This is a genomic window from Haliscomenobacter sp. (genome assembly GCF_040403615.1).
Classification (GTDB): Bacteria; Bacteroidota; Bacteroidia; order Chitinophagales; family Saprospiraceae; genus Haliscomenobacter.
In genome coordinates this window covers 1-21956 of record NZ_JBBAKG010000016.1, presented here as the reverse complement: position 1 = coordinate 21956, position 21956 = coordinate 1, and the positions used below count along the sequence as shown (strand labels likewise).

Genomic DNA, 21956 nt, shown 5'->3' with positions numbered 1-21956 from the left:
GACTAAAATCATATTGTATGAAAGAATAACATCCGAAAGTAGGAAAAATTGCCTCTATAATACTTAAATTTTTCCTAAAATTCTACCATTTCTGCAAAGAAATTGTAAAATCGATATTATTTCTCTCGCAAATTTAAAAAAGCTACACCGATATAGACTCACTTTGATCAAAATTGGTTGTGTGGCACTTTAAATTTAGCTTTTTCTTAACCACATCTTAATCCAAAACCAGGGTTTGACCAATTGCTCGCGTAAATCAAAGTCGGTGTACATCGCCGAAAAATATTCCAGGAGTTTTCGATTTCCATGGATAATATTAGTTACGAAATTTAATAGCAAATGGTTACCTCCTATTTGCTGCATTTTGTAGCTCAACTTCATCTCAGACCCCAAAACTCGTTGAATACGAACATCATACGAAATTAAAAATTCTTTAGAAAAATTTTGCTCCCGCAAACAAACCTCTGCTTGCTCTGCCGCGATGATGCCGCTGTAGAAGGCATTGCCGATGCCCTCGCCAGTCAAAGGGTCAATTAAATGCCCAGCATCGCCAACCAACATAAAATGATCGCCAGAAATATGCCGACTTTTGGATCCCAAAGGCAAGCCATACCCTTCCAATTTTCCGATCAATTCGGCATCTTTGAACCGAGGACTGATGCTGGGGTCTTCGGCAATGATGCGCTCCAATTCTTTGCGTAGGTTGACACCCCGACGCTTGACAATATCGCTGCGCATTCCGATGCCCACGTTTGCCTCTCCATTGGGCAAAGAAAAAATCCAAAAATAACCTGGTGTGACGCTCTTGATGAAATGCAATTCAATGAAGTTGTCTTGGGCCATTCCACTCACGTTGCGGTAATAAGCCCGAATGGCTGCTGCATAGTGTTTGGGGTCTTTTTCCAATCCAGCATGGTGCCTGCTAAAATTGGAGTACGCACCCGAAGCGTCAATAAGCAAACGGCAGCTTATTTCCAGGTTCTGGTTTTTGCTTCGCAAGGTGAAACCTGTCTCGCTTCGCTCGTATTCATCAATGGAAGTCTCCAACAAAAGTTGAACGTTTTCGAGTTTGCGGACCTCTTCTACCAGGAAATTATCGAATTCCAGGCGTTTACAAACATATCCTGGCGCCATTTTTTCGTTGCGCACATAACCAGCCTTAAAGGGGATATCGAGGGCTTTGCGATTGGGGGGGACAAAACGTACGCCCCAAACATCGGTTTGAATGGGTTGGGCATGAAAGCGCTGCATAATGCCTGGATCCAGGCGATTGAGCAGGGTGGTCACCTTACCACTGATGGCATCGCCACAGATCTTATCGCGGGGAAAGCTGGACTTGTCCACCAATATACAAGGGATGCTAAGGTTGCTTAGTTTAAGTGCAGTGGCTACGCCTCCTGGGCCTGCCCCTACAATACATACTTCGGTTTCGAGTTTCACGGTTGGTTATTTTTTTCCAAATATCTTGAAAAAAAATAACGTTTTGAGTTTAAAAAACAGTTACGGCGCTTGAAGAACAAAGCCTCCAGCGCCGATAACTTACCAACCATTATGAATCAATAGCTACTATAAATTCTTTCTCATACTTGGAGCGACCCTAAATATGACGCAAAAAATTACTAAGCCTGTATTTTTTTAGCCGATTTCACAGCTTGCTTGAGTGTCTTCCGTTCGGCCTTGGCTGTTTTGAGGGTTGGGCTCATGCTTTCTTTGGCTTTTGCTTTACCCTCTTTTTTCTTCAGCTTTTTATAGGCTTTCTTCAGTTCATTCACTTTTTCGTCAGCACCCTGCCATTGCTTTTTCAGTTCTTTCACCTTTTGCTTGGGTGATTCTCCTTTCGCTACCGGAGCAACATTTGGCTGAGCATCTTTCTTGGTCTTCACTTTGGCCTTTTCGGCGCTTTTTACCTGAACATCATCAGGCGTAGATGCAGTTGTTTTGGCCTTTGTCGACGCCGTCGCTTTGGGGCTACTGATTTTAACAACTGGCTTCTTTGCCTCTTTGGGTTTGGTGGAGGTACCTTTTTTTCTTGTTGGTTTCGCTACCTCTTCCTGGCTTTGCTGCACAGGTTCCATTACCTTTTTCTTTCCCATCAAAAATACATTTTTTACACGGAGTTAAACAATAGTTTACATTAATTTAACACAAAGGTAGTTTTTTATTCCCAATTAGTAAATACCCTGCGAAAAACTTAACATTGGACTATAGCTTAATTCGCAAAATCGCATTGATGAAAAAGACAATTGCGGATGAAATTGGGATTATTGCACCAGCAATTTACCCTGCCAGGCTCCTTTCCCTGAAAGTACTTGCAGCGTATATAAGCCCGTACTTAAGCCTTGCAAAGAAATATCCATCCAAGAATTGTTCACTTTGCTCCGATAAATGATTTGCCCCTGGATGTTGCTCAAAATCACCTCTCCCTGGCTGGGCAAACCTTCCAAACGGGTTTGTTCATGGGCTGGATTGGGGTACATCTTTATGGGCAATTGCGGCAAATCCCTGACGCTGGTAATCCGGCTTCGCACCGATGCAAAGAAGAAAATCGTTTGCAGCACCGCTGGTTCTACACACTGCCCGTGGTTGGCATCGCTCCTAACATCGGCAGAAAGCAGGTCTTTTGCTCCTAGCACGTGCATTACAGAATCTGCCAAAATGCTGTTTCGGTAAGTCACTTGATCATCTGCTTTGCAATAAAAGATGCGGGTTGGTGCTTTGGGTGTCCAATTGTATACATCGTTGTCGCGCATGGCCTTCAGCAATGGATGATTAGGGCTTTTTTTGAGGTTTTCAAGCACGCTATCCTGAATCATCAATCTTGAAATGGGTTTTCCATACTTCCTGGTCAAGGTATCAACCAATTGTTTGTTGAGGTCAAATTGGCCAATTTCATTGCGGTAAAAACGCAGTGCCATATCTGCGTAAGGCTGCTTGAGAATTTTGTCAATCTTGTCGTAAATCTTATACATCTGATTGTAGGACAAAATCACCCAAGCGGTATACCCAACATAATAATAGGGTTCATCGCTGAGCAAGCGTTTGAAGGTTTCGCCAGAAATGCTGTAGGGCCCGGACAGGTGCGCAGCGGCAGTTACCGGAAGATCTTTGGTGTAATTGAGTTCCAGTTCGCGGTGTAGCGCCATGGAGGCGTGTCCACCCTGAGAATATCCGGTGAGAAAGAGTTGCCCGTTCAAGGAAACTTTCCGAATGGCGGCGAGTTCACGGGTAGCGTACAACAAATCAACCCCTGAGCTGGCTTCAGTGGCAGCATGCACATAGGGATGAAAACCTCTGGATTCGCCCAAACCCAGATAATCTTGCGCCGTAGCAACATAGCCTAAAGCAGCAGCTACACCCGCCAATTCCCAGCCTCCAGCCCGGTTAGAGGGAACATCCAATGGCCCATCAACGGTACCGTGCTGGTAGCAAAGCAGCGGAAAGGATTGGTTTTGAACAATCGGGAATACCACCAGTCCGGAGGCGGTATCGGTAAGTCCGTTGCTGCCTTTGGTTTGGTACCATACTTTGTACATTTCAATGCTGTACTGCACCAGGGGACCATAGGTTTTGGCCAGTTCTTCCTTGGTGATCGTACCCATTGGCCGGGATTTGATCAGGCGGTTTTGGGCATTGCCCAAAGCGGTGCATAGCAACATGCTGATGATCAGCATACCGTGTACAGGTAATTTTTTTTTCATTGACTTCAGGCTTTTAATTGATGATTAAAAATATTTTTTTCGACTGAAAAATCCATTTCAGGATACTTATGTTCCAAACGTTGAATGTACTCAAGTTGTTGAGCGATAAATTGTTGGTGGCTGGCACTTTCAGGGTGCAAGGCGCGATGCAGCGTTGCCTGTTTCAGTTTTTCCAGGTCTTGCAATTGGTTAAGTACTACACGGGCAAAAAAAGATTGCTTGAAGTAATCCCAAATGTAATGGGTTGCCAAATGACTCGGATGCGCCAAGTCTTCGGCATAAAACCGATAATCGCGCAAGTCATCAATCAACAATTCATAGGCAGGAAAGTAGTGTGCTTGCTCAAATTGTTGGCACAACTGCTCCACGGCAAGCAATAAGGTGGCTTTGCTGCGGGTGTTCTCCATTAAGCCTTCCCGGAGATAGCGTACCGGACTTACGGTGAGGATGATCTTGATGGCCGGCCGCAAGGCCAGGATTGCGTGTAAACTTTTGCTCAGCGTATCAACGATTTCGGCTACCGACATACGCTTGCGTTGAAACGTATTCCCAGGCAGCTTGTGGCAATTGCTGACAATGCGGCCTTGTGCAAGGTGTTGCCACACATTGGCGCTCCCCAGGGTAAGCAGCAAAATAGTGGCTTTTTGGAGTTGGAGTTGTCCCTCGGACTGAGCTTGGTGAATCTGCTGCAGGGTGTCTTCTGGTGATGGGGAAGAAAAACGACCGTGGTGGTCGAAACTGTGCCAAAGTCCTTGGTGCTGAAATAATTCTTCTGCTTGGTATATTTTGGGAACGAGCAGCCTTTCCAGACTCAGTGCTACCGATGCAGGATTAAAAACAATGCCTTGGGGATTGAACTGGGTTGAAAATTTCAGGTCCTGCAATCTTTGACCCATTTCTTCCACAAAACAGGAACCTACACCCATAAAATGGTCAGCGTAACTCAGTTGAAACGGGTAAGCCATTGGCGGCAGAATACTGCGAAAGTGCTCCATTTTCATCGGTTTGATACTTCTTACACACTCATTTAAAAATGCATGCGCAGGAAATCAAGTGTTTTTTTCGCTTAGATCAACAATTTTATTCAATTTGTTGTAATTTTCATCGCCAAAACCAATTCAAAATTTTGGACATACTGGTCATGGGTCTATTTGATCGACTGTTTAGAGTTTCCAATACGGATGTTTCTCCCGAGTTATTGAGCATTAAATTCGGCCGATACACCGATTCGTACAAACCCCCGCTCAACTATCAAGCCTGGGAACAGTCCCTTGCATTGTTTGAGGAAGGTAAATTTTTTGATGCTTACCGAGCATTTTTTCAATATTTGCGTGACGAAAACGAAGACAATATACGCTGGTGGACAGACAATGGCGTGCTGCGTTTTGAATTTCACCAGGGCTCAAAAAAAATTACTGGATTCGCCAATGAGGACAAGTTCCAGGTAGAATCCAGAATCGCCTACTCTCAAGCCCTGAATGTTGGTTTCATGCGTCGATTGATTGAACGCAACTTTATCCTGCAATTTAGCCGCTTTGCGCTTGACCCTGACAATCACCTTACCATTCTTTTTGATACACCAAAAGTGGACGCATCGCCGCATAAGTTGTACAAGGCGTTGCGCGAACTGGCCATCAATGCCGACAAACAAGATGATCTCTTGCTGGATGAATTCAAAATGTTGCATGCAGTAGAGGCCGATCATTTGCAAGAAATTCCGCTAGCAGAAAAAGAAGCAAAGTACAAATTTATCCAGGAAGAAATCACCAATACCATCTTTGAAGTCAATCAGGGCCCACTGAATCGGGAACAATACCCTGGCGCCATCGCTTATCTTTTGTTGCACCTGGTGTTCAAACTTGATTACCTGATCAAACCAGAGGGTTACATGATGGAAGAGTTGGAACGCATCCAACGGCAGTATTTTACCAAAGAGAACAAGACCAATATTGATAAAAACCTTGCGCTGGCCAAAGACCTACAAAAATTGCTGGAACGCCCCAAAGAAGAGTTTTTCAAAGAGCTGTATCGAGTGCGCTGCACGTTTGGCATTACGACTCCGGTAACCCACGACAAATTGGTATCTCTGATCGATACGGAATTGCCGCAAATGGACTGGTACTGCGAAAATGGTTATCCTAAAGTGGCGCTGTCCATCCCTGGGTTTATTGTTAGTTCGGGTTTGTTCAATTACGCACTCCCAAAACCCGATCGGGATCTGTTGCACTTGTACATGCAGGTCACAGAATCTGGGTATTTTCGGGCATTGGGCTTCAAAAATGATTTTCTCGATCTTGCTACCGGCATCCCCAATCGCAGGGCCATCAAACGCGCAATTGAAAACATTGTGGAGGACAATCAAGAGAAATTCCCTCGATTTGCTCCGCGGCTAAGCGAAGTAGACTTTAGCTCTTTGCCAAACTTTGCCCGTACTTATTTAGCCATGATGAAAGGTTTGGATATAAACTAGTAGTGAAGGAAAAACACATAAACCCTATTAAGCATGTCAGCAAAATCCGTTATCAATGCCCTTCCCGAACTGGTTGAAGCAGGGCTCATCACCACCGAAACGGCCAGCGCCATTGAGGTTTATTTTGAGCAGAAACGGGACCAAACCCCCAATCGTTTGCTGCTGGTTTTTGCCATTTTAGGCGCATTGCTCACCGGATTGGGAATCATCTTGATTATTGCCCACAATTGGGACAAATACAATCAACTTACCAAAACTGCTTTTGCCTTCCTCCCGCTGATCATCGGACAATTGTTTGCCGGGTTCACCATTTTGCGCAAGCCAGGCAACGTGGTTTGGCAGGAGGCCAGCGCGGTATTCCTGACCCTGTCGATTGGAGCAAGCATCTCTCTGGTCAGTCAGATTTACAATTTGCTGGGAGATTTGAGTTCTTTTTTGTTTTGGTGGACACTGCTCAGCCTTCCGCTAGTTTATTTGCTCAATTCCTCTATGGCTTCTTTGTTGTTTTGGTGCGGCGCGACTTATTACGGTTGCCAGGCAGGTTATTTTGAGTGGAGTCATATGTCTTCGGCCTCAGCTTCTTATTATTGGCTGTTTGTTCTTGGAGGTATTCCATATTACTACCTACTGGTGCGCCGAGCACCAGTAGGCAATTTTACCAATTTTCATCACTTTATCGTACCAATCTCCCTGGTAATCATGTTGGGTACCGAATCGCATCAACACGGCTCTATCCTGTACCTGGCTTACATGAGCTTATTTGGATTGCTGCATTTGGTCGGCACCTGGATCAAGACCTGGCGGAGTGAAAGCAATATTTCCGGGTATCAACTGGCTGGCAAACTTGGCCCTATCGGGATCTTGATGTGGTTCAGTTTTCTCTGGGCCTGGGGGGTGTTAAATTTAGACAAGGAATCTTGGTCGCTTCTGACCAGTGTTGAATTTTTCTGGTTTTTGGGGCTGACACTTTTATCGGTGGGATTGATGTTCTGGCTTAAAGAAACGAGGGGCGTTAACATTTTCAAGCTGTTTAATGTTCTGCCCTTTGTGTTTGCATTCCTTTTTTTCCTTTCCTTCATTAATCCATTTTGGAGTGCCGTTTTGGACAATCTGCTGGTATTGGGCTTAGGGATTGCTACCGTAGTGGAAGGCAGTCGTACCAATTCCGTTGCCACCCTCAACGTGGGGTTACTGACTTTAACCGCACTATTGATTTGTCGGTTTTTTGACCTCAAAATCGACTTTGTGGTGCGTGGGATCTTGTTCATCGTAGTGGGCGTTGGGTTTTTCCTGAGCAATTATTGGTTGATCAAAAAGAAAAAAGCATGAAAACGACTTATCGGTTTGGCCTTTTTGTAGTGGTAGCCTTGATTCAGCTGTATTTTCCAGGCAAAATGGTTTTCGACAGCAATAAAGCCCTGTGGTTGGGAACGGCCTTTAAATTTGAAACCCGTCCGGTAGATCCTGCCGATCCTTTCCGGGGGCGGTATGTAGCGCTCAATTTTACCGCCAGCCAGTTCAACCTAGATACCAATGCACAGCATTCCTGGAAAAAAAATGACCCCGTATTCGTTTTGATTGGCCAAGACGGAAATGGCTACGCAGAAATAAAGGGATTGAGCCATACTGCACCCGCCGAGGATACTCCTTTTATCAAAGCCAAAGTGAGCTATGTCTGGGAAAATGAGCTCACCATTTATTACCCTTTCAGCAAATTCTTCATGGAAGAAAACAAAGCACCCAAAGCGGAAAGAATCTACCGGAGGGCAAATGCTGGTTATGCCCTCGTGCATGTATACCAAGGCAATGCGGTATTGAGTGATGTGTTTGTGAAAGGGAAGTCCCTGCGGGAATTGGCAAAGTAAACTCCGCTGGCGCAAGTCTTGCACGGCAGCGGACTGCTGGTTCAACGTCTTCAGACTTGTTCCAGCGGTAGTGCAATGTTTTTGGTGGGTTTGGAGAGACTTGGGCTAGCGGGTGAATTCAGCGTTTAACAACTGCAATGCTGTGAAAGGAAGGATATTTGCATTACACAAAATCATTCATTTAAGCGCTAGCCACTTCATATTCCAATTTAAAAGGTGCTGCCATTCGTTTGGATGCATCCAAAATCTCGATTTTGACAATATTACCTTCACTGTCAAAATCCAGAATAACCCCGGGCTTTACTTCATCGCTTTCCAAGATTTTTTCTTCTGAAAAGCGAAGAACAAGGATGTCGACCTCTTGATCAAATTTAATTTTCATTTCGCCAATATTTTTCCACCTTGCTGGTTAGGTAAACCGTAATAACCAGATTAGGTATTTTTACAATATTAACGAATACCCTCACTAGAAATTCTTTACCTTCATTCTCAAAATACCAAATCGATTGATAAATGAGTTTATTTTCTCCTTGAGCAATTGTTTGTTGGGGTTTTTCAATAATCGAGAAAACAATTTCTTCTGTTATTCCCCGTTCTTCCATTTGCTCTCTTGCATGACCTGAAATAACTACTTTCGGCATACCCTTGTAATTTACAAATTTTACATAATTCCCTACGAAATTTATTTACAATCTCCCCCAAAATAGTGAATTAGTTTTATTTAAAAAATAAAAAAACATTTTTTGTCGCTTCATTAGATTTTAAGTGTCGAAATTCGACTTAGCGAAGATATTGGGAAGGGTTGGACTAGTGGGGAAAGAAGTATTCTCGCGAGATGGTGTAAGCCGATATGGATACAGTGTACAAGAGCAGCATTCAACTATTGTTGGGTGCCGCTCTTGTCGTTTCCTGGCCGCCAGCAATTGCAATATAAAAATAGCGTTACCTTCGTGCGAAATAGACATCAAGTTGAAGCTGAATTCAGAAAGATGCATGGCTTTAACCCCTATTTAGCGCACGACTATAGTGCACTTGGTACAAATTTTCTTCACAACTCTTATTTGAGGTGTTAACTTTTAAATCTTTAATTATGAATATTTTTGTTGCAAAATTAAGCTTCGACACGCAAGACGACGATTTACGGGAAGCGTTCGAGCAATACGGAACTGTTGATTCTGCAAAAATCATTATGGACCAATCAACAGGGCGTTCAAAAGGATTTGGCTTTGTAGAAATGCCAAATGACGACGAAGCGCTCAATGCCATTGAGGGTCTAGACAATAGTGATCTAGATGGTCGTACAATTGTAGCTAAAAAAGCTGAAGACCGCGAAAATCGTGGTGGCGGCGGCGGCTACGGTGGTGGCGGTGGTAATCGTGGTGGCGGTGGCGGCTACGGTGGTGGCGGTGGTAATCGTGGTGGCGGTGGCGGCTACGGTGGCGGCGGTGGTAATCGTGGTGGCGGTGGCGGCTACGGTGGCGGCGGTAATCGTGGCGGCGGTGGCGGCTATTAAAAAGGAACTCTATTCCGCCCCGCGGGCTCAAGTCTTCTTCCCCCACTAGGCTAAGTCTTTCAAAATCAACGAAAAACATTGCGCTTACCGCTGGTACGGGTCTCACGGCCTGTACCTATTATCTCTGCGTTTACAGATCCCGCTGGCTTAAGTCAAATACACGGATTGAGGAAATAGACCCCGCTGGCTCAAGTCTTCTTCTCCATCATGGTTTGCTGGTTCAATGTCTGGAAGACGTTGTTCCAGCGTTGCGCTTGGGGTATTAATGGGAAGACTTGGTCGGGCGGTTTTTTTATCGCCCCATAGGATTTACAAATTGCTCAAAATTGTCGCGATCGACAAAAGCTATCTGGCTGTTTGGGTACAGTTCAGAGAAAGATTTGGGGAAAGAGCCACTTTTGTTCGGATTCCATTTGAATTCAAAAGCATACAGCATACCGTTGGCTTCTTCTACATAATCAACTTCCTGTTGGGTAGTTGTCCGCCAAAAAAAGGAGTTACAAGCGTGGTCAGAATAGGCATTACGTTTGGTGCGCTCTGCAATCAGAAAATTTTCCCAGAGTGCGCCTATGTCATTTCGGAGTTCGAGCGGAGCAAAATTTTTCAAAATGGCATTTCGAATACCGTTGTCGTAGAAATAAATTTTTTTTCCTTTTTTTAGTTCATTTCTGGCATTCCGGCTAAAAGAAGGTAGGCGAAACACAACAAAGGACTGTTCCAGCAGGTCAATATAGCGCTCCACTGTAACTGGGTCGGCACCAATGGTTTGTGCTAATTCATAGTACCTCACTTCACTGCCAAGCTGTAGTGCAAGTGCTTGTAGTAATTTGACCAACAAAGAGGGCTTTTTGATTTGATCGAGCGTGAGCAGGTCTTTATACATCAGACCGTCGCTTAAATCAGCGAGTATTTTTTGTGCTTGTGGTGGGTCCTGCGCTACCACCTCCGGATAATAGCCATACAACAGGCGATGTTCTAGCAAAGAGCGTTCGCGCAGATAGCCATGGTGAGCGCACATTTCAGCAAAGGAAATCGGGTAAAGGTGAAACTCGATTTTTCGTCCGGTCAGGTTTTCTTTGGTCTGAGAAGCAATGTCGAGCGACGAAGAACCTGTGACAAACAATTGAATATTGGGAATATGGTCGGTAATCAATTTGAGCATCAATCCGGCATTGGTAAAACGCTGCGCCTCGTCTACCACCAAAACTTCGTTTTGCCCAATAATGGTTTGCATTCGCCCCAGCGAAACATTGTCCAACATGGCCCGGGTTTGGGGGTCGTCGCCGGTCAGCCAAAGGGTTTTCCGACCCAAGCTCTGCGATATTTGGCGAACAAGAGTGGTTTTGCCAACCTGCCTAGGGCCAATAACCACTAGGGCTTTGCCTTTGTCCATCCAATTGCCGATGTTTTTGCCTTGTAAACGTTCGATTAACATAGGGTTAAAATTAACTAATTTCGATTCAAATCAAAAAAAACGACTGATTTTTCTGATTTGAATCGAAAAAATTAGACTTAGTATCAACAAATTACCCCGCTGGCGCAAGTCTTCCTCGCCATCATGGTTTGCTGGTTCAAAATACCGCTCCAACCTGCACCCTACCAACATGTACGGCCTTGGCGTCGCCAGTTTTGCGCCCCTCGTAGCTGAACCGCAACTGCAAATTGCGCGAAATTTGTCGATCCAGGCTCAGGTTCCAGAGCCAGTTGGTACCGGGTTGTAGCCCATTCAAGATAGCAAATCCGGTAGGAGAATTGGCTACCAGACTGGAGCTTTATTTACTGAAGCTTTATTGACCAGGATCATTCCACATTGGTACGGCACCCCCTGGGATTTTAACGGCTATACCGATACGCCCAAACAAGGTCATTCTGGGAGAAAAATCCCATCTGGCGTAAGTATCTTCACACCCCGCTTGTGCGCAAAACTTGCGCCAGCAGAAAGTTTCAGAAGGTGAAAATTACAAATTGGTTTGCACACCAGTTCCTACATATCCATTTTTTGAAGAAGTTTGCCAAAAACCTGGATAATCTTCAATTCAACAATATATTATAAATTATATTCTAATTCAGGAGGTGCAATTTTTTGTTTGTTGAAATCAGTTTCGGCTTTAAAAAATTCAGTGGGTGGTATTTCAAAAAATTGAGCAATGACTAAAACTTGATCCACCCTAAATTTCACTTTTACATTTTCTAAATCAACATACCATTTTCGAGAAACGCCAATCTCATCTGCAACAACATGCTGCTTGAATCCTAAATGTTCACGCCACGCACGTATGTTGAGTGCTACTCTTTTGGGGGTAATTACAGTGATCATTGATTCGGTTTTGGGAATTAACAATGTGGGTTCTTTAAACGACTCAAAAACCTCGCCTAAAAGTTTACACGAAAGTAGCTAAAACTTCTCATCGATGTGAAGTTTCAGACGCTAATTTAATGTTAAGTTTTCGGAAAATTGCAGTGTCATAAAAACAAATCACAGCTCAAAAACACATCAACAAAATAATTTACTATGAAAAAGATGCTGTTCCTGATTGGTTTCATTGTTTCTTTTGGGGTATGCCAAAAGGCATTTGCACAGGTTAAAGTAACCACAACAGGGAAGGTCATTTTAGGCCTCGAAAGAGTTGGAAATGACCCCTCGGGGCTGGTGAGCACAGAAGCTTTAGGGCTTAACAGTAGTGATGCTTATCGCACCAAATCGAGAATTTCTTTTGGCGATTTTGGCAATTCAGGATCTGGCGAATATGCTTTTTTAGGCGAAGCACGTGCCAACATTACTGGCTCTGCTAGTGATGATTCGGATGCTTTGCACCTGCATGGCAGCAATGGCATCTATTTTTCAACGAGTTCTACTGGAGCCAACATTGGAATGAAACTCGATGTAAATGGTAATCTATTGATAAGAGGAACTTTAACTCAAAACGTATCTACTTTTTCGGACATCAGACTGAAAAAAAACATCATTAAAATTGACAACAGTTTAAGCATCCTGAATCAGCTGAATGGCATCCGTTATGACTTTACCCCCATTGTGAATTCAAAACTCAGAACGGATTTGGATAAACTGAACCCAACTGACGAAAAAGAGAAAAAAGCCTTAGTCGATGCAAAAAAGAACATCGACAAAGCATCAACAACGGTAACAGACCAATACGGACTTTCGGCGCAAGACGTACAAAAAGTATTGCCCTCGATTGTGTCCACCTCCGAAGATGGATATTTGGCAGTCAATTACACCGCATTGATTCCCATTTTAATTGAGGCAGTTAAGACCCAACAAAAACAAATCGACGACTTACAAAAGGAAATTGAGCTTCTGAAAAAGAAGTAAATAAGGATACACGGACAGAGATCAAATGTTCAACCAGAATTTTTGCTGTATAAATTCAAAATATGAAATTCCCAATCCACTTCATAAAGGGATCGCTTTTGGTTCTATTGATCGTTTCTGTTTTGCAAGCGCATGGCCAAGAACTGGTCTGGCAGCCCACTGAATCTCCCCAAGGAACTGTGCTTTTTTTGTCTTCCCAAAAAAAGCATTTGTATTCAGGCATACATGGACAAGGAGTCTATAGAACCAATAATTTGGGTGATTCTTGGGAACGAAGCGACAGGGGCATCGCTAGTTTAACGCCAAGATGCATGGTGGCTTTCGGCCAATATTTTTTCATCGGAACGGGAAATGGTATCTATCGCTCACTGCAAGATGACCTCAAGTGGGAACGCCAAGCAAAAGGATTAAGTACGGACATCATCTTGTCGCTGGCCCAAAAAGGCAAAAACCTTTACGCTGGAACAAACAAAGGCATATTTATATCGAGTGATGACGGAGAAAGTTGGGAACAAGCCCCGTTGCCCCGTCCGATAGGGGTATCCAGAAACATCTACGCTATGCTGGTCAAGGATGGCAACATCATTGCTGGAACGAGTAAAAGTATATACTTGAGTGCCGACGACGGCAAAACTTGGCTCCTGGTCGATGTAGGTACCCCTCACGATGTAGCTAGCCTGGCTACCGACGGTAAGGTTGTATACCTCGGCACCAGCGGAGATCAGATCATTGAAACCGAACGCCTGAGTTTTTGGGGGAAGAGTACCAAGCAGACTACCGGGCTATCCAACATCCAAGCCTTGGTAGTAGCAGATTCAACACTTTACAGTGGGGGCAACATTAAAGGTGTAGTCAAAGACACTCAAAAAATTGACCAGGAATTGCCATTTGAAGGAATGAAATCCATCGCCGTACATGACAAGGTGCTGTTCGGAGGTACACTCAAATTTGGCGTGTGGAAATATGCCTTGAAGTCAAAGAAACTCAATGCCATTGAACTAGCTGAATTGGGCAAAGAGGACCATCAAAACTATGGGATGAAGGTATTTCCGAACCCCGCCCAAAAAAGCAACGATCGAAGAATCAGCTATTGGTTGTCAACTTCTGAAAAAGTGGAGGTGCAGGTATTCAATGCCTTGGGCATCTTGGTTCACAAAGCCGATCTGGGCATTATGGCACCAGGTAAGTATGGAATTAACCTTGGTGGAACTTCAAATTATCAGGCGGGGATGTATGTATGTGCCCTGCGTATTGGCAATAAACTACTAATCGAAAAACTCATTTTTTCAGAATAATTGGACGTCGAAAAGGGTGTAGGGTTTTTACTTAAAAATCAAAATCAAGGATTTATGTTTGCTCGCAATAGATGCTCAAAATATTGTAAATTGATCATTAAGGGGATGTTGTTGGTCTTTTGGACCACTCCAACCGGGCTTTTTAGCCAGACTTCTCCGCCCATTGTACTTCCTTCCATCACCTTGCCCAATACCCCTGAAGCTTCCAGTCTGGGCAAATTTGGGGAAGGGAACGTAAACACCTATACTGGTGCCCTGAATGTATCGATCCCCTTGTACAGCATTCAAGGCAAAGAATTGAAAGAATCCATAACGCTCTCTTATGACGGTTCTGGCAACAAAGTGGCCAATCTACCAACCTGGGTGGGTCTAGGATGGACTCTGGCAAATGGTGGAGTAATCACTCGCTCCATGAACGGCATGCCCGATTTGAACTCCAATTATTACTCCAAAGCCGACCAAATTAAACCTGAAACAACAGCTGGGTATACTGATCAATTTGTAGAGAATGATTATTTGTACAGTGTAGCTGGACGTAATATTGAAACAGAACCCGACGTGTACTACTTCAATTTTGGCGGGTATTCCGGTCGGTTTTATATCGATGCGCGCAAGAACATCTATCAGGTAGAAAAGAAAGACGTGGTGATTCAGCCTGTTTATGGCCCAGAAGACATTACCTCTTTCACCATCAAAGACATGTTGGGGAATATTTATGAATTTACCGCTACAGAAGTAACAGATGCCTTCATTGAATGCTCTGAAACAGGTCAATGCAATAAAGCAAGGTATATCTTTAATAGTAGCTGGTACCTCAGCAAAGTCACTTCAGCTAATGGAACGGAGGTCATGGAATACGAATACGAAACCATGACTGCGGCATACAGCCCACCGATCAATTTGGCTTCAAATCAATCAATGACCTATTGGTTGTCAACTGAATACATTAATCAAAATGGTACTCCTGGGACCTGCTGCGGCCCCCCTTTAACACCTTGTGGGGAAAACAACACTACCCCCAATGTGCAAAAAGGTGGGTTCACCAATCAAACGTATATTCTGAATCGCAAGTTTTTGAGTCGAATCTCTTACAAACTTCGAGATCCCAATACCACAGGCACAACCACTATTGAAACGGTAGATTTTCAATCCTCAGTTGATGTTTCGCATTATGCAAATGGTGGCAAGCGATTGGATAAACTCATTATAAAAAAAGGCGAAAATGGGGCAACCGGAATTATGGAGTGGAAGTTTACTTACCCTGCCACGAGTTCCGCAACCTCAAATAATCGATTAAAGTTGTTAAGCCTTCAGCAGTGTGCAGCAGGTACTGCTACCTGTGAACAACCTTACCTGTTCGAATACAATACTTTAGAGCTACCAAGTCCTACTTCCAGTCAAATTGACTTCTGGGGTTATTACAACAGCAATCCAAACCTCCAGGGGCTCATACCTTCATTCACGTATAACACGGTAACCTATCCTGGCCAAAACGCCAACCGCAATACTGATACGACCAAAGTAAAGGCAGGTATCTTAACCAAAGTTACTTACCCAACCAAAGGTTATACAGAGTACTACTATCAAACTCATCTGGTGGCCAGCGATGATGGTAGCGGCATCGATCGATATGTAGGGGGCTTACGGATTAAAGAAATCAAAAATTACAATTACAATGGTGTTTTAATCAATCAAAAGTATTACCGTTACATCAAGGAAGGAAGCTTGCCCAATGATCCGAACAACTCCAGTGGTAAGCTTCTAACGCGATTGGATTACCTGAGTTTTTCTTCTAATCGACATCTTCCTGAAATTCTAATCCCATGTGAATATATAGGTGGTAGTTGTATTTCCTATCCTGAGAACCATGACTATATTTGCCGATACATAACCGTTACTGCCGCAAATAATACTTCGCTGGGAAGCGAAGAGCTTGGCCATGTTGGTTATGATCGTGTGGAAGAGATCATGGCGGGAAAAACGGTATCATACTTTGTACATGGCAACAATGGTCAAGGCAGTTTGTCAAAAAGTATTACTTACGACGATCAGAGTAAAAAGCTAAGCGAAACGAGCTTTTCCTATAGCTATGATATCGGCGAAACGCGCAATTTCACCAGCTGCAATGGCTACAAAGTAGAACAAAAGCTAGATCAAGACAATGCATTTACCCTTTGTCAAAATGCAGGAGGTGGCTTTTCTTGGCTAACCACTCTGCAAATAGGAACCAACTGTGTTGCTCAAAGGGGCTATGGCGCTAGACTCTGCCGCAGCTATTACACCATCCAGCAAAAATGGAAATTTCTTGCTTCCAAAACCGACAAACAATTTTTCTACGACGGAGCGGGTATCCTCAATGGTGAGGTAAGCACAACGACTAATTATACTCACGGTAACCTTAAAGTGACCCAGCCAACAGTCACTACCGTACAAAACAGCGATGGCAAAACATACACCAGCATTGTGCGCTTCACTGAAGATGCCACACCCTTGCAATCCGCCCTGGTGACCAAAGGTATGTTTGGTGTACCCGTGGAAGTAGAAGAACAAGTAGACAATGTACTCACCAAAAAAGTAAAGGTGGAGTACTCCGTGGATGAATTCCCCGGCGGACTGGTCTTGCCCTACCGTTTTTATGACAAATACAACTCCAGCCAGGCGGATGAACTGCAACTCACCGTTCAGTCTTACGACAAATATGGCAACCTCCTCCAACTACAACGCGAGTACGACCAACCAGTAAGCGCCCTCTGGAGCAATTACCATACCCGCATGGCCGCCAAAGTACTCAATGCCGCTCAAAACGAAGTAGCCTACACCAGCTTTGAAACCACCGAAGCCACCCAGGGCAACTGGAGCATCACGGGTACCAACAACATCCAATACAATGGTGCCAGCCCAGCAAAAGCTGGCGCGGGATGTTTCGGCACCGGGTCTGGAAGTTTTACCAAAACGGGACTCCCCATCGGCAAATACATCCTCAGTTATTACAGCAAATCACCCGGAGGCGTAAGTGTAACACTCTCCGGCGGTACTGTGCTCACGACCACTACCGACCAAACCGAAGGCGACGGCTGGGCCTACGTCGAACGCCTGCTGGATTGTACAGCCAGCAACGCCGCTGTGACGGTCAATACTTCTGGTGCCTTATTCGATGAATTGCGCCTTTACCCCCAGGATGCCCTCATGACTACTGCCAGCTATGACCGCAACTCCTGCCTCGTCAAAGCCATCAGTGAGGAAAGCAACCTCACGGCCAATTTTGAGTACGATGCCCTGCTGCGCCTGCTGCGTGTAAAAGACTTCAATGGCGACTATGTAAGCAGTACGGATTATGTTTATCGATTAATTGATCCAGCAAATAATATCTATATCCCCGATAATGTAATCAAAACCCGCTTGATCCAAACCGCCGGGATCACCACCACCGCAGGCATTTCCGGCTTATCGGGTGCCAACCTGATCGATTCTTACAAGTTTTTTGACGGCCTGGGTCGCCCCATCCAACAAATTGATCTGAATCAGTCACCCACCCAAAAGGACATCGTCAGCTTCATGGAGTATGATCAATTTGGACGCGAAGTAAAAAAATACCTGCCCTATACCATCGCGGAGACCAATGCTCGCGCGATTCGGCCAAATGCCATCAGTGAACAACAAAGTTTTTATACCGCCATTGCCGAAGGGTCTGCCTACACGGAGACCGTGTTGGAAAACTCGCCCCTCAGCCGCCCCAAACAACAATACCTCGCGGGTACTTCCTTCCGCAGCAAGCCAGGCAGTATGACCTATGGCACCAACACCAGCAACGAAGTACGCAACTTCAAAACCAGCGGCTACTACACGGCCAATAGCCTCATGAAAACAACCGCAACCGACCCCGATGGCAAAACCAGCATTACCTATACCGACAAAATTGGTCGTACTTTGCTCACCGTCAACGGCGGCGAAAAAACCTATACCGTATATTACGACCACGGCGGCGTCCAGACTGTACTGCCCCCCAATGCCAGCGCACTCCTGGAGAGCAATACTGGCTGGACAGTAGCCAGCAGCACCGAAGGGGAACGCCTGTACAAATACACCTACGACCCTAACAATACGAGTCTGCTTACTTCCAAACAAGTGCCCGGCAGCAATGTGCAATACCTCTACTACGACCGCCTGGATCGCCCAGTACTCAGTATAGATGGCAATGGCATTAAACTCTTTACCAAATACGACATCCTCAATCGCCCCCTGATCACGGGCAAATACAATGGCAGTAGCCTGCCCGCCACTGGCAATGGCCTCTACGAGAGCCCCAGCACCAGTGGCCCACACTACTACAGCACCACCACGGCCTTCCCTACCGACGGCTTAATTGAGGTATACACCGTAAACTACTACGACCAGTACGACCTCAATCGCGACGGTACGCTCTCCAGCACCGACGAAGCTTACAGTACTCCGCCCTCGGGCTACAACCTGCCCACCTACCGGGTGCGCGGCAAAAGTACCGCCGTCAAAGTAGGCCAATTGCCCGCTACAGGTGCAGCACCCTCACAATACCTGTTGAGTTTCACCTACTACGACAAAAAAATGCGGGTGGTTCAAACCCGCAGCGACAATCACCTGGGGGGCAAAGACAAAACCTACCAACAAATCAACTTCCCCGGCTGGACGCTCAAATCCAAACGTGAACATACCGTAGGTTCTACTACTACCACCATCGAAACCACCCTTGAATACGACCACTCCGGCCGCCTGACCAAAACCAGCGAAAGTGTCAACGGCGTAGCACCCAAAGTACTCTCCCTTCAGGAATACGACGAACGCAACCTGCTCAAAAGCAAAAAACTGCATCAGGCCAGCGGCGGCGGCTACCTCCAAACCCTGGACTATACCTACAACATCCAAGGCTGGGTGAACAAACTCAATGACCCCGCCAGCCTGGGAACTGACCTTTTTGGCTTTGAACTGGTGTACAAAGAGGGCGACGCCACGCTGGATAGCCGCTACGCCAGCGGCCAAAACGCCAACTACGCGGGCAACATCACGATGATGAAATGGAACGTACAAGGCAGCAGCAACGTCAAAACCTATGGTTTCCTCTACGACAACCTCAACCGCCTCAAAGAAGGCATTTATGCCGAAAAAACCAGCGGCGGCAGCTACACCGCTAGCGGCAACTACGCCAATGCCCTCAGCTACGATCGCGATGGCAACATCCTGACCCAAACCCGTACTGGCCGCAAAGGCGATGGTACTTTCAACCAGATCGACAACATGAACTATACCTACAACAATAAAGGTCAACTCAGTACACTGCGCGACAACTCCGATGGAAGCAAAGGCTTCGCAACGCCCACGCCTGGCACCGCCCAAGGCTACACTTACGACAACGCCGGAAACCTGACCCGCGATGAACACAAAAAAATCACCATCACTTACAACCCCCTCAACCTGCCGCGCCGCATCCTGTTTGACAATGGCTCCCAACTCGACATCACCTATGACGCTGCGGGCAACAAACTCAAAAAACAGGTCATCTACCCCAATGGGGATAGAACCATCAATAACCTGCCCATCCCCTCCGGCACCTACAACGCCAGTGGCACCATTACTTCCACTGGCCGCGTGGACAATGGCAGCAATGTGACCTTCACAGCAGGCACGGCGGTACTGCTCAACCCCGGGTTTGAAACCAAACAAGGCGCCGCCTTCCTCGGCAAAACCGAAACAGGCCAAAGCGCCAACTACACCCAAGACTACGTCATGGGCATCGAGTACCAAAATACCGTGATGCAAGCCATCTACAATTCAGAAGGCCGCCTGTACTTTACGGGCTCCACTACACGTTATGAATACACCATGACGGATCATTTGGGCAATGCCAGAGTCAGTTTTACGGATCAAAATGCGGATGGAACTCCCGAGATTATTCAGGAGAACCACTACTATCCTTTTGGCCTTGCCATGGAAGGGACTTGGGTGAATGATCCGGCAGAGGATAACAAGTACACGTACAATGGCAAGGAATTGAATGATGATTTTGGGCTGGGGTGGATGGATTATGGGGCGCGGTGGTATGATGCCGCAATTGGAAGATGGAGTGCGGTGGATCCTAGCGCAGAACAGTATTATTCTTTATCTTCCTACAATTATGGTGCAGATAGTCCCATTTTGTTTGTTGATCCCGATGGAAGGAAAATTGAATTTGGAGACGTTACAGGTGAGGAAAAAAGAATTTTAAAGAAAGAAATTCAATTTTTGAAGAAAAATTCGGAAACTTTCAGCGCCATTTGGAAAGATCTAAAAAAATCAAAACACGTTCATACAATTAATGCTATTAGAACAGGAGAAAATAATAGTAATACTGGACTAAAGGACGCTGAATCTTACCTCAATGGTGATAATAGAGGAACCAATATAAATATTAATGTAAATCAGACTGAAATGGATGGTGAGGTCAGGAATGAAATAGTCATTGCTCATGAGGTAGGACATTCATGGAGATTCGATCAAGGGAAAACAGATCGCTCTCTGCCAGCAGTTCCTTCTTTAGAAGAATTATCGAAGCCTGGAGCAATGATAGCGTATAATGATAAGCTAAACAAAATAGCTAACGATAAACATAATCGTGAAGAAGTCGCTGCATCTCATATTGAAAATATCGTTAGAGCAGAGATAGATCCGACTGGAAAAAGCATTCCTTTGAGAACACAATACAGTAACTTAATGAGAATTAATGAAACGATGAAGTTTATTGATGGTAAAACTGTAACAGAAAGGGTCGTTGAAAAATACGACGCTCCGACAATTAGAAAGGGCTATGATTACTATCTTAAAGGTAAAAGCCATTATCAAAATTTAAAAAATAGTTACTAAATGAATAACTGCTTAAATGTTGTTGTGTTTCTTTTCTTTACACTTTCAATGTGTGCGCAATCTCTAAAAAGCAACACTTGCTATTTAGTGGAATCAGATACAAAGTATGTGGATCTATTTTGGTCAAGGTATCAAAAAACTTTCTCAAAAATAGTTGCAGATACCTCTATTTCTACTTGTATAGTGTGGATTGAAATACAGGAAGGATCGAATAATTCAAAACTCATGAGATCAGAAATCATTCAAGGTCGCATTAATATTGAAAAAATAGAAAACGATATATTCGTAAATATTCCCCCCATCAAAGTTGAGGGATATAGAGCAATAAATATATTTAAGCTTATAAAAAAAATAGAAACGGGAAATTATACTCTAGCATGTACGATTGATGGCACATACCCTAGCAATAATGCTTATTTTATTTTTGATCGTGGCAGATTGGTTTTTTCGTTGTTCATTGGCAGGAACGCGCTTTCCAAGGTTTCGCCATTAGATAAGGTTTTATGTATCAATGCAATAACTTTAATTGAAGGCATATTTGATTCTTTCAGATAATTACCCGCTGGCGTAAGTCTTCCACGCCAGCGGACACTGCTGGTTCAATGTCTCTGCTAGTCCAAGTCCCCGCTAGTTCAAGTCTTCCGAAACCAACCAAAAATATTGCATCACCGCTGGTACGGGCCTTCACGACCCGTACCATTATCGGCACGTCTCTGACGTTCGTAATAAATGGACAACGAGCAATTTAAGCGACGAGCACAAAAAAATAACCATCACCCGCTAGCTCAAGTCTTCCTCTTCATCATGGTTTGCTGGTTCAATGTCTCTGACTTGAACCCATTATTCCCGCGTCTCTGACCATAGCCGTCAGGCTAAGACATTGTAAGTTATAAAAATAGGTTAGTTTTGGG

17 protein-coding genes are annotated in these 21956 nt (G+C 44.8%); 8 read left to right on the top strand and 9 right to left on the bottom strand.

The window, feature by feature from the left end:
- Positions 1 to 195: 195 nt before the first annotated feature.
- The 4 genes from ABW391_RS07360 to ABW391_RS07345 form a co-directional block, all read right to left on the bottom strand.
- On the bottom strand, positions 196 to 1440 hold the full coding sequence (locus ABW391_RS07360; RefSeq protein ID WP_353481200.1) for an NAD(P)/FAD-dependent oxidoreductase: 1245 nt from the start codon (positions 1438 to 1440) through the stop codon (positions 196 to 198).
- Positions 1441 to 1619: 179 nt separating this feature from the next.
- Entirely contained in the window at positions 1620 to 2093 is a 474-nt protein-coding gene (locus ABW391_RS07355) for a hypothetical protein (protein WP_353481199.1), read from the bottom strand.
- A gap of 168 nt (positions 2094 to 2261) precedes the next feature.
- Positions 2262 to 3698 carry a T9SS type A sorting domain-containing protein gene (locus tag ABW391_RS07350; RefSeq protein WP_353481198.1) on the bottom strand — a complete coding sequence of 479 codons (1437 nt, stop codon included), beginning with the start codon at positions 3696 to 3698 and terminating at the stop codon, positions 2262 to 2264.
- Between the two features lie 5 nt (positions 3699 to 3703).
- Positions 3704 to 4693 carry a GSCFA domain-containing protein gene (locus ABW391_RS07345; protein WP_353481197.1) on the bottom strand — a complete coding sequence of 330 codons (990 nt, stop codon included), beginning with the start codon at positions 4691 to 4693 and terminating at the stop codon, positions 3704 to 3706.
- Between the two features lie 131 nt (positions 4694 to 4824).
- Here ABW391_RS07345 and ABW391_RS07340 point away from each other — a divergent pair, with 131 nt between their 5' ends.
- Genes ABW391_RS07340 through ABW391_RS07330 form a run of 3 tightly spaced genes read left to right on the top strand, consistent with a single transcriptional unit; the run spans position 4825 to position 8033 of the window.
- Positions 4825 to 6168, top strand: a complete 1344-nt coding sequence (locus ABW391_RS07340) for a type III secretion system chaperone family protein (RefSeq protein WP_353481196.1) — start codon at positions 4825 to 4827, stop codon at positions 6166 to 6168.
- A gap of 33 nt (positions 6169 to 6201) precedes the next feature.
- Positions 6202 to 7497 (top strand): DUF2157 domain-containing protein, encoded by a 1296-nt coding sequence (locus ABW391_RS07335; protein ID WP_353481195.1) that lies wholly within the window; start codon positions 6202 to 6204, stop codon positions 7495 to 7497.
- Positions 7494 to 8033 carry a GDYXXLXY domain-containing protein gene (locus ABW391_RS07330; protein WP_353481194.1) on the top strand — a complete coding sequence of 180 codons (540 nt, stop codon included), beginning with the start codon at positions 7494 to 7496 and terminating at the stop codon, positions 8031 to 8033. The genes ABW391_RS07335 and ABW391_RS07330 overlap by 4 nt, the downstream gene beginning before the upstream one ends.
- Before the next feature lie 181 nt (positions 8034 to 8214).
- On the opposite strand, the gene ABW391_RS07325 is transcribed toward ABW391_RS07330, so the two are convergent.
- Positions 8215 to 8415: a DUF2283 domain-containing protein gene (locus tag ABW391_RS07325; protein WP_353481193.1), complete on the bottom strand. Its 201-nt coding sequence runs from the start codon at positions 8413 to 8415 to the stop codon at positions 8215 to 8217.
- The gene (locus ABW391_RS07320; RefSeq protein ID WP_353481192.1) at positions 8405 to 8674 is read right to left on the bottom strand and encodes a DUF4258 domain-containing protein; all 270 of its coding nucleotides are present in this window, start codon (positions 8672 to 8674) and stop codon (positions 8405 to 8407) included. Before ABW391_RS07320 ends, ABW391_RS07325 begins: the two co-directional genes overlap by 11 nt.
- Before the next feature lie 449 nt (positions 8675 to 9123).
- Here ABW391_RS07320 and rbp point away from each other — a divergent pair, with 449 nt between their 5' ends.
- On the top strand, positions 9124 to 9546 hold the full coding sequence (gene rbp / locus ABW391_RS07315; RefSeq protein ID WP_353481191.1) for an RNA-binding regulator: 423 nt from the start codon (positions 9124 to 9126) through the stop codon (positions 9544 to 9546).
- 292 nt (positions 9547 to 9838) lie between these two features.
- On the opposite strand, the gene ABW391_RS07310 is transcribed toward rbp, so the two are convergent.
- The 3 genes from ABW391_RS07310 to ABW391_RS07300 all read right to left on the bottom strand — a co-directional run bounded on the left by ABW391_RS07310 (position 9839) and on the right by ABW391_RS07300 (position 11863).
- Positions 9839 to 10981 (bottom strand): ATP-binding protein, encoded by a 1143-nt coding sequence (locus tag ABW391_RS07310; protein ID WP_353481190.1) that lies wholly within the window; start codon positions 10979 to 10981, stop codon positions 9839 to 9841.
- A 136-nt stretch (positions 10982 to 11117) separates the two neighbouring features.
- The gene (locus tag ABW391_RS07305; protein ID WP_353481189.1) at positions 11118 to 11276 is read right to left on the bottom strand and encodes a hypothetical protein; all 159 of its coding nucleotides are present in this window, start codon (positions 11274 to 11276) and stop codon (positions 11118 to 11120) included.
- Between the two features lie 317 nt (positions 11277 to 11593).
- The gene (locus ABW391_RS07300; RefSeq protein ID WP_353481188.1) at positions 11594 to 11863 is read right to left on the bottom strand and encodes a helix-turn-helix transcriptional regulator; all 270 of its coding nucleotides are present in this window, start codon (positions 11861 to 11863) and stop codon (positions 11594 to 11596) included.
- 195 nt (positions 11864 to 12058) lie between these two features.
- Between ABW391_RS07300 and ABW391_RS07295 the strand changes: the two genes are divergently transcribed.
- The 4 genes from ABW391_RS07295 (at position 12059) to ABW391_RS07280 (ending at position 21600) form a co-directional block, all read left to right on the top strand.
- Positions 12059 to 12880, top strand: coding sequence for a tail fiber domain-containing protein (locus tag ABW391_RS07295; protein WP_353481187.1), 822 nt, complete (start codon positions 12059 to 12061; stop codon positions 12878 to 12880).
- A 62-nt stretch (positions 12881 to 12942) separates the two neighbouring features.
- Positions 12943 to 14175 carry a T9SS type A sorting domain-containing protein gene (locus ABW391_RS07290; RefSeq protein ID WP_353481186.1) on the top strand — a complete coding sequence of 411 codons (1233 nt, stop codon included), beginning with the start codon at positions 12943 to 12945 and terminating at the stop codon, positions 14173 to 14175.
- Positions 14176 to 14265: 90 nt separating this feature from the next.
- Positions 14266 to 21045: a DUF6443 domain-containing protein gene (locus ABW391_RS07285; RefSeq protein ID WP_353481185.1), complete on the top strand. Its 6780-nt coding sequence runs from the start codon at positions 14266 to 14268 to the stop codon at positions 21043 to 21045.
- Positions 21046 to 21600, top strand: coding sequence for a hypothetical protein (locus ABW391_RS07280; protein WP_353481184.1), 555 nt, complete (start codon positions 21046 to 21048; stop codon positions 21598 to 21600).
- Positions 21601 to 21956 lie beyond the last annotated feature (356 nt).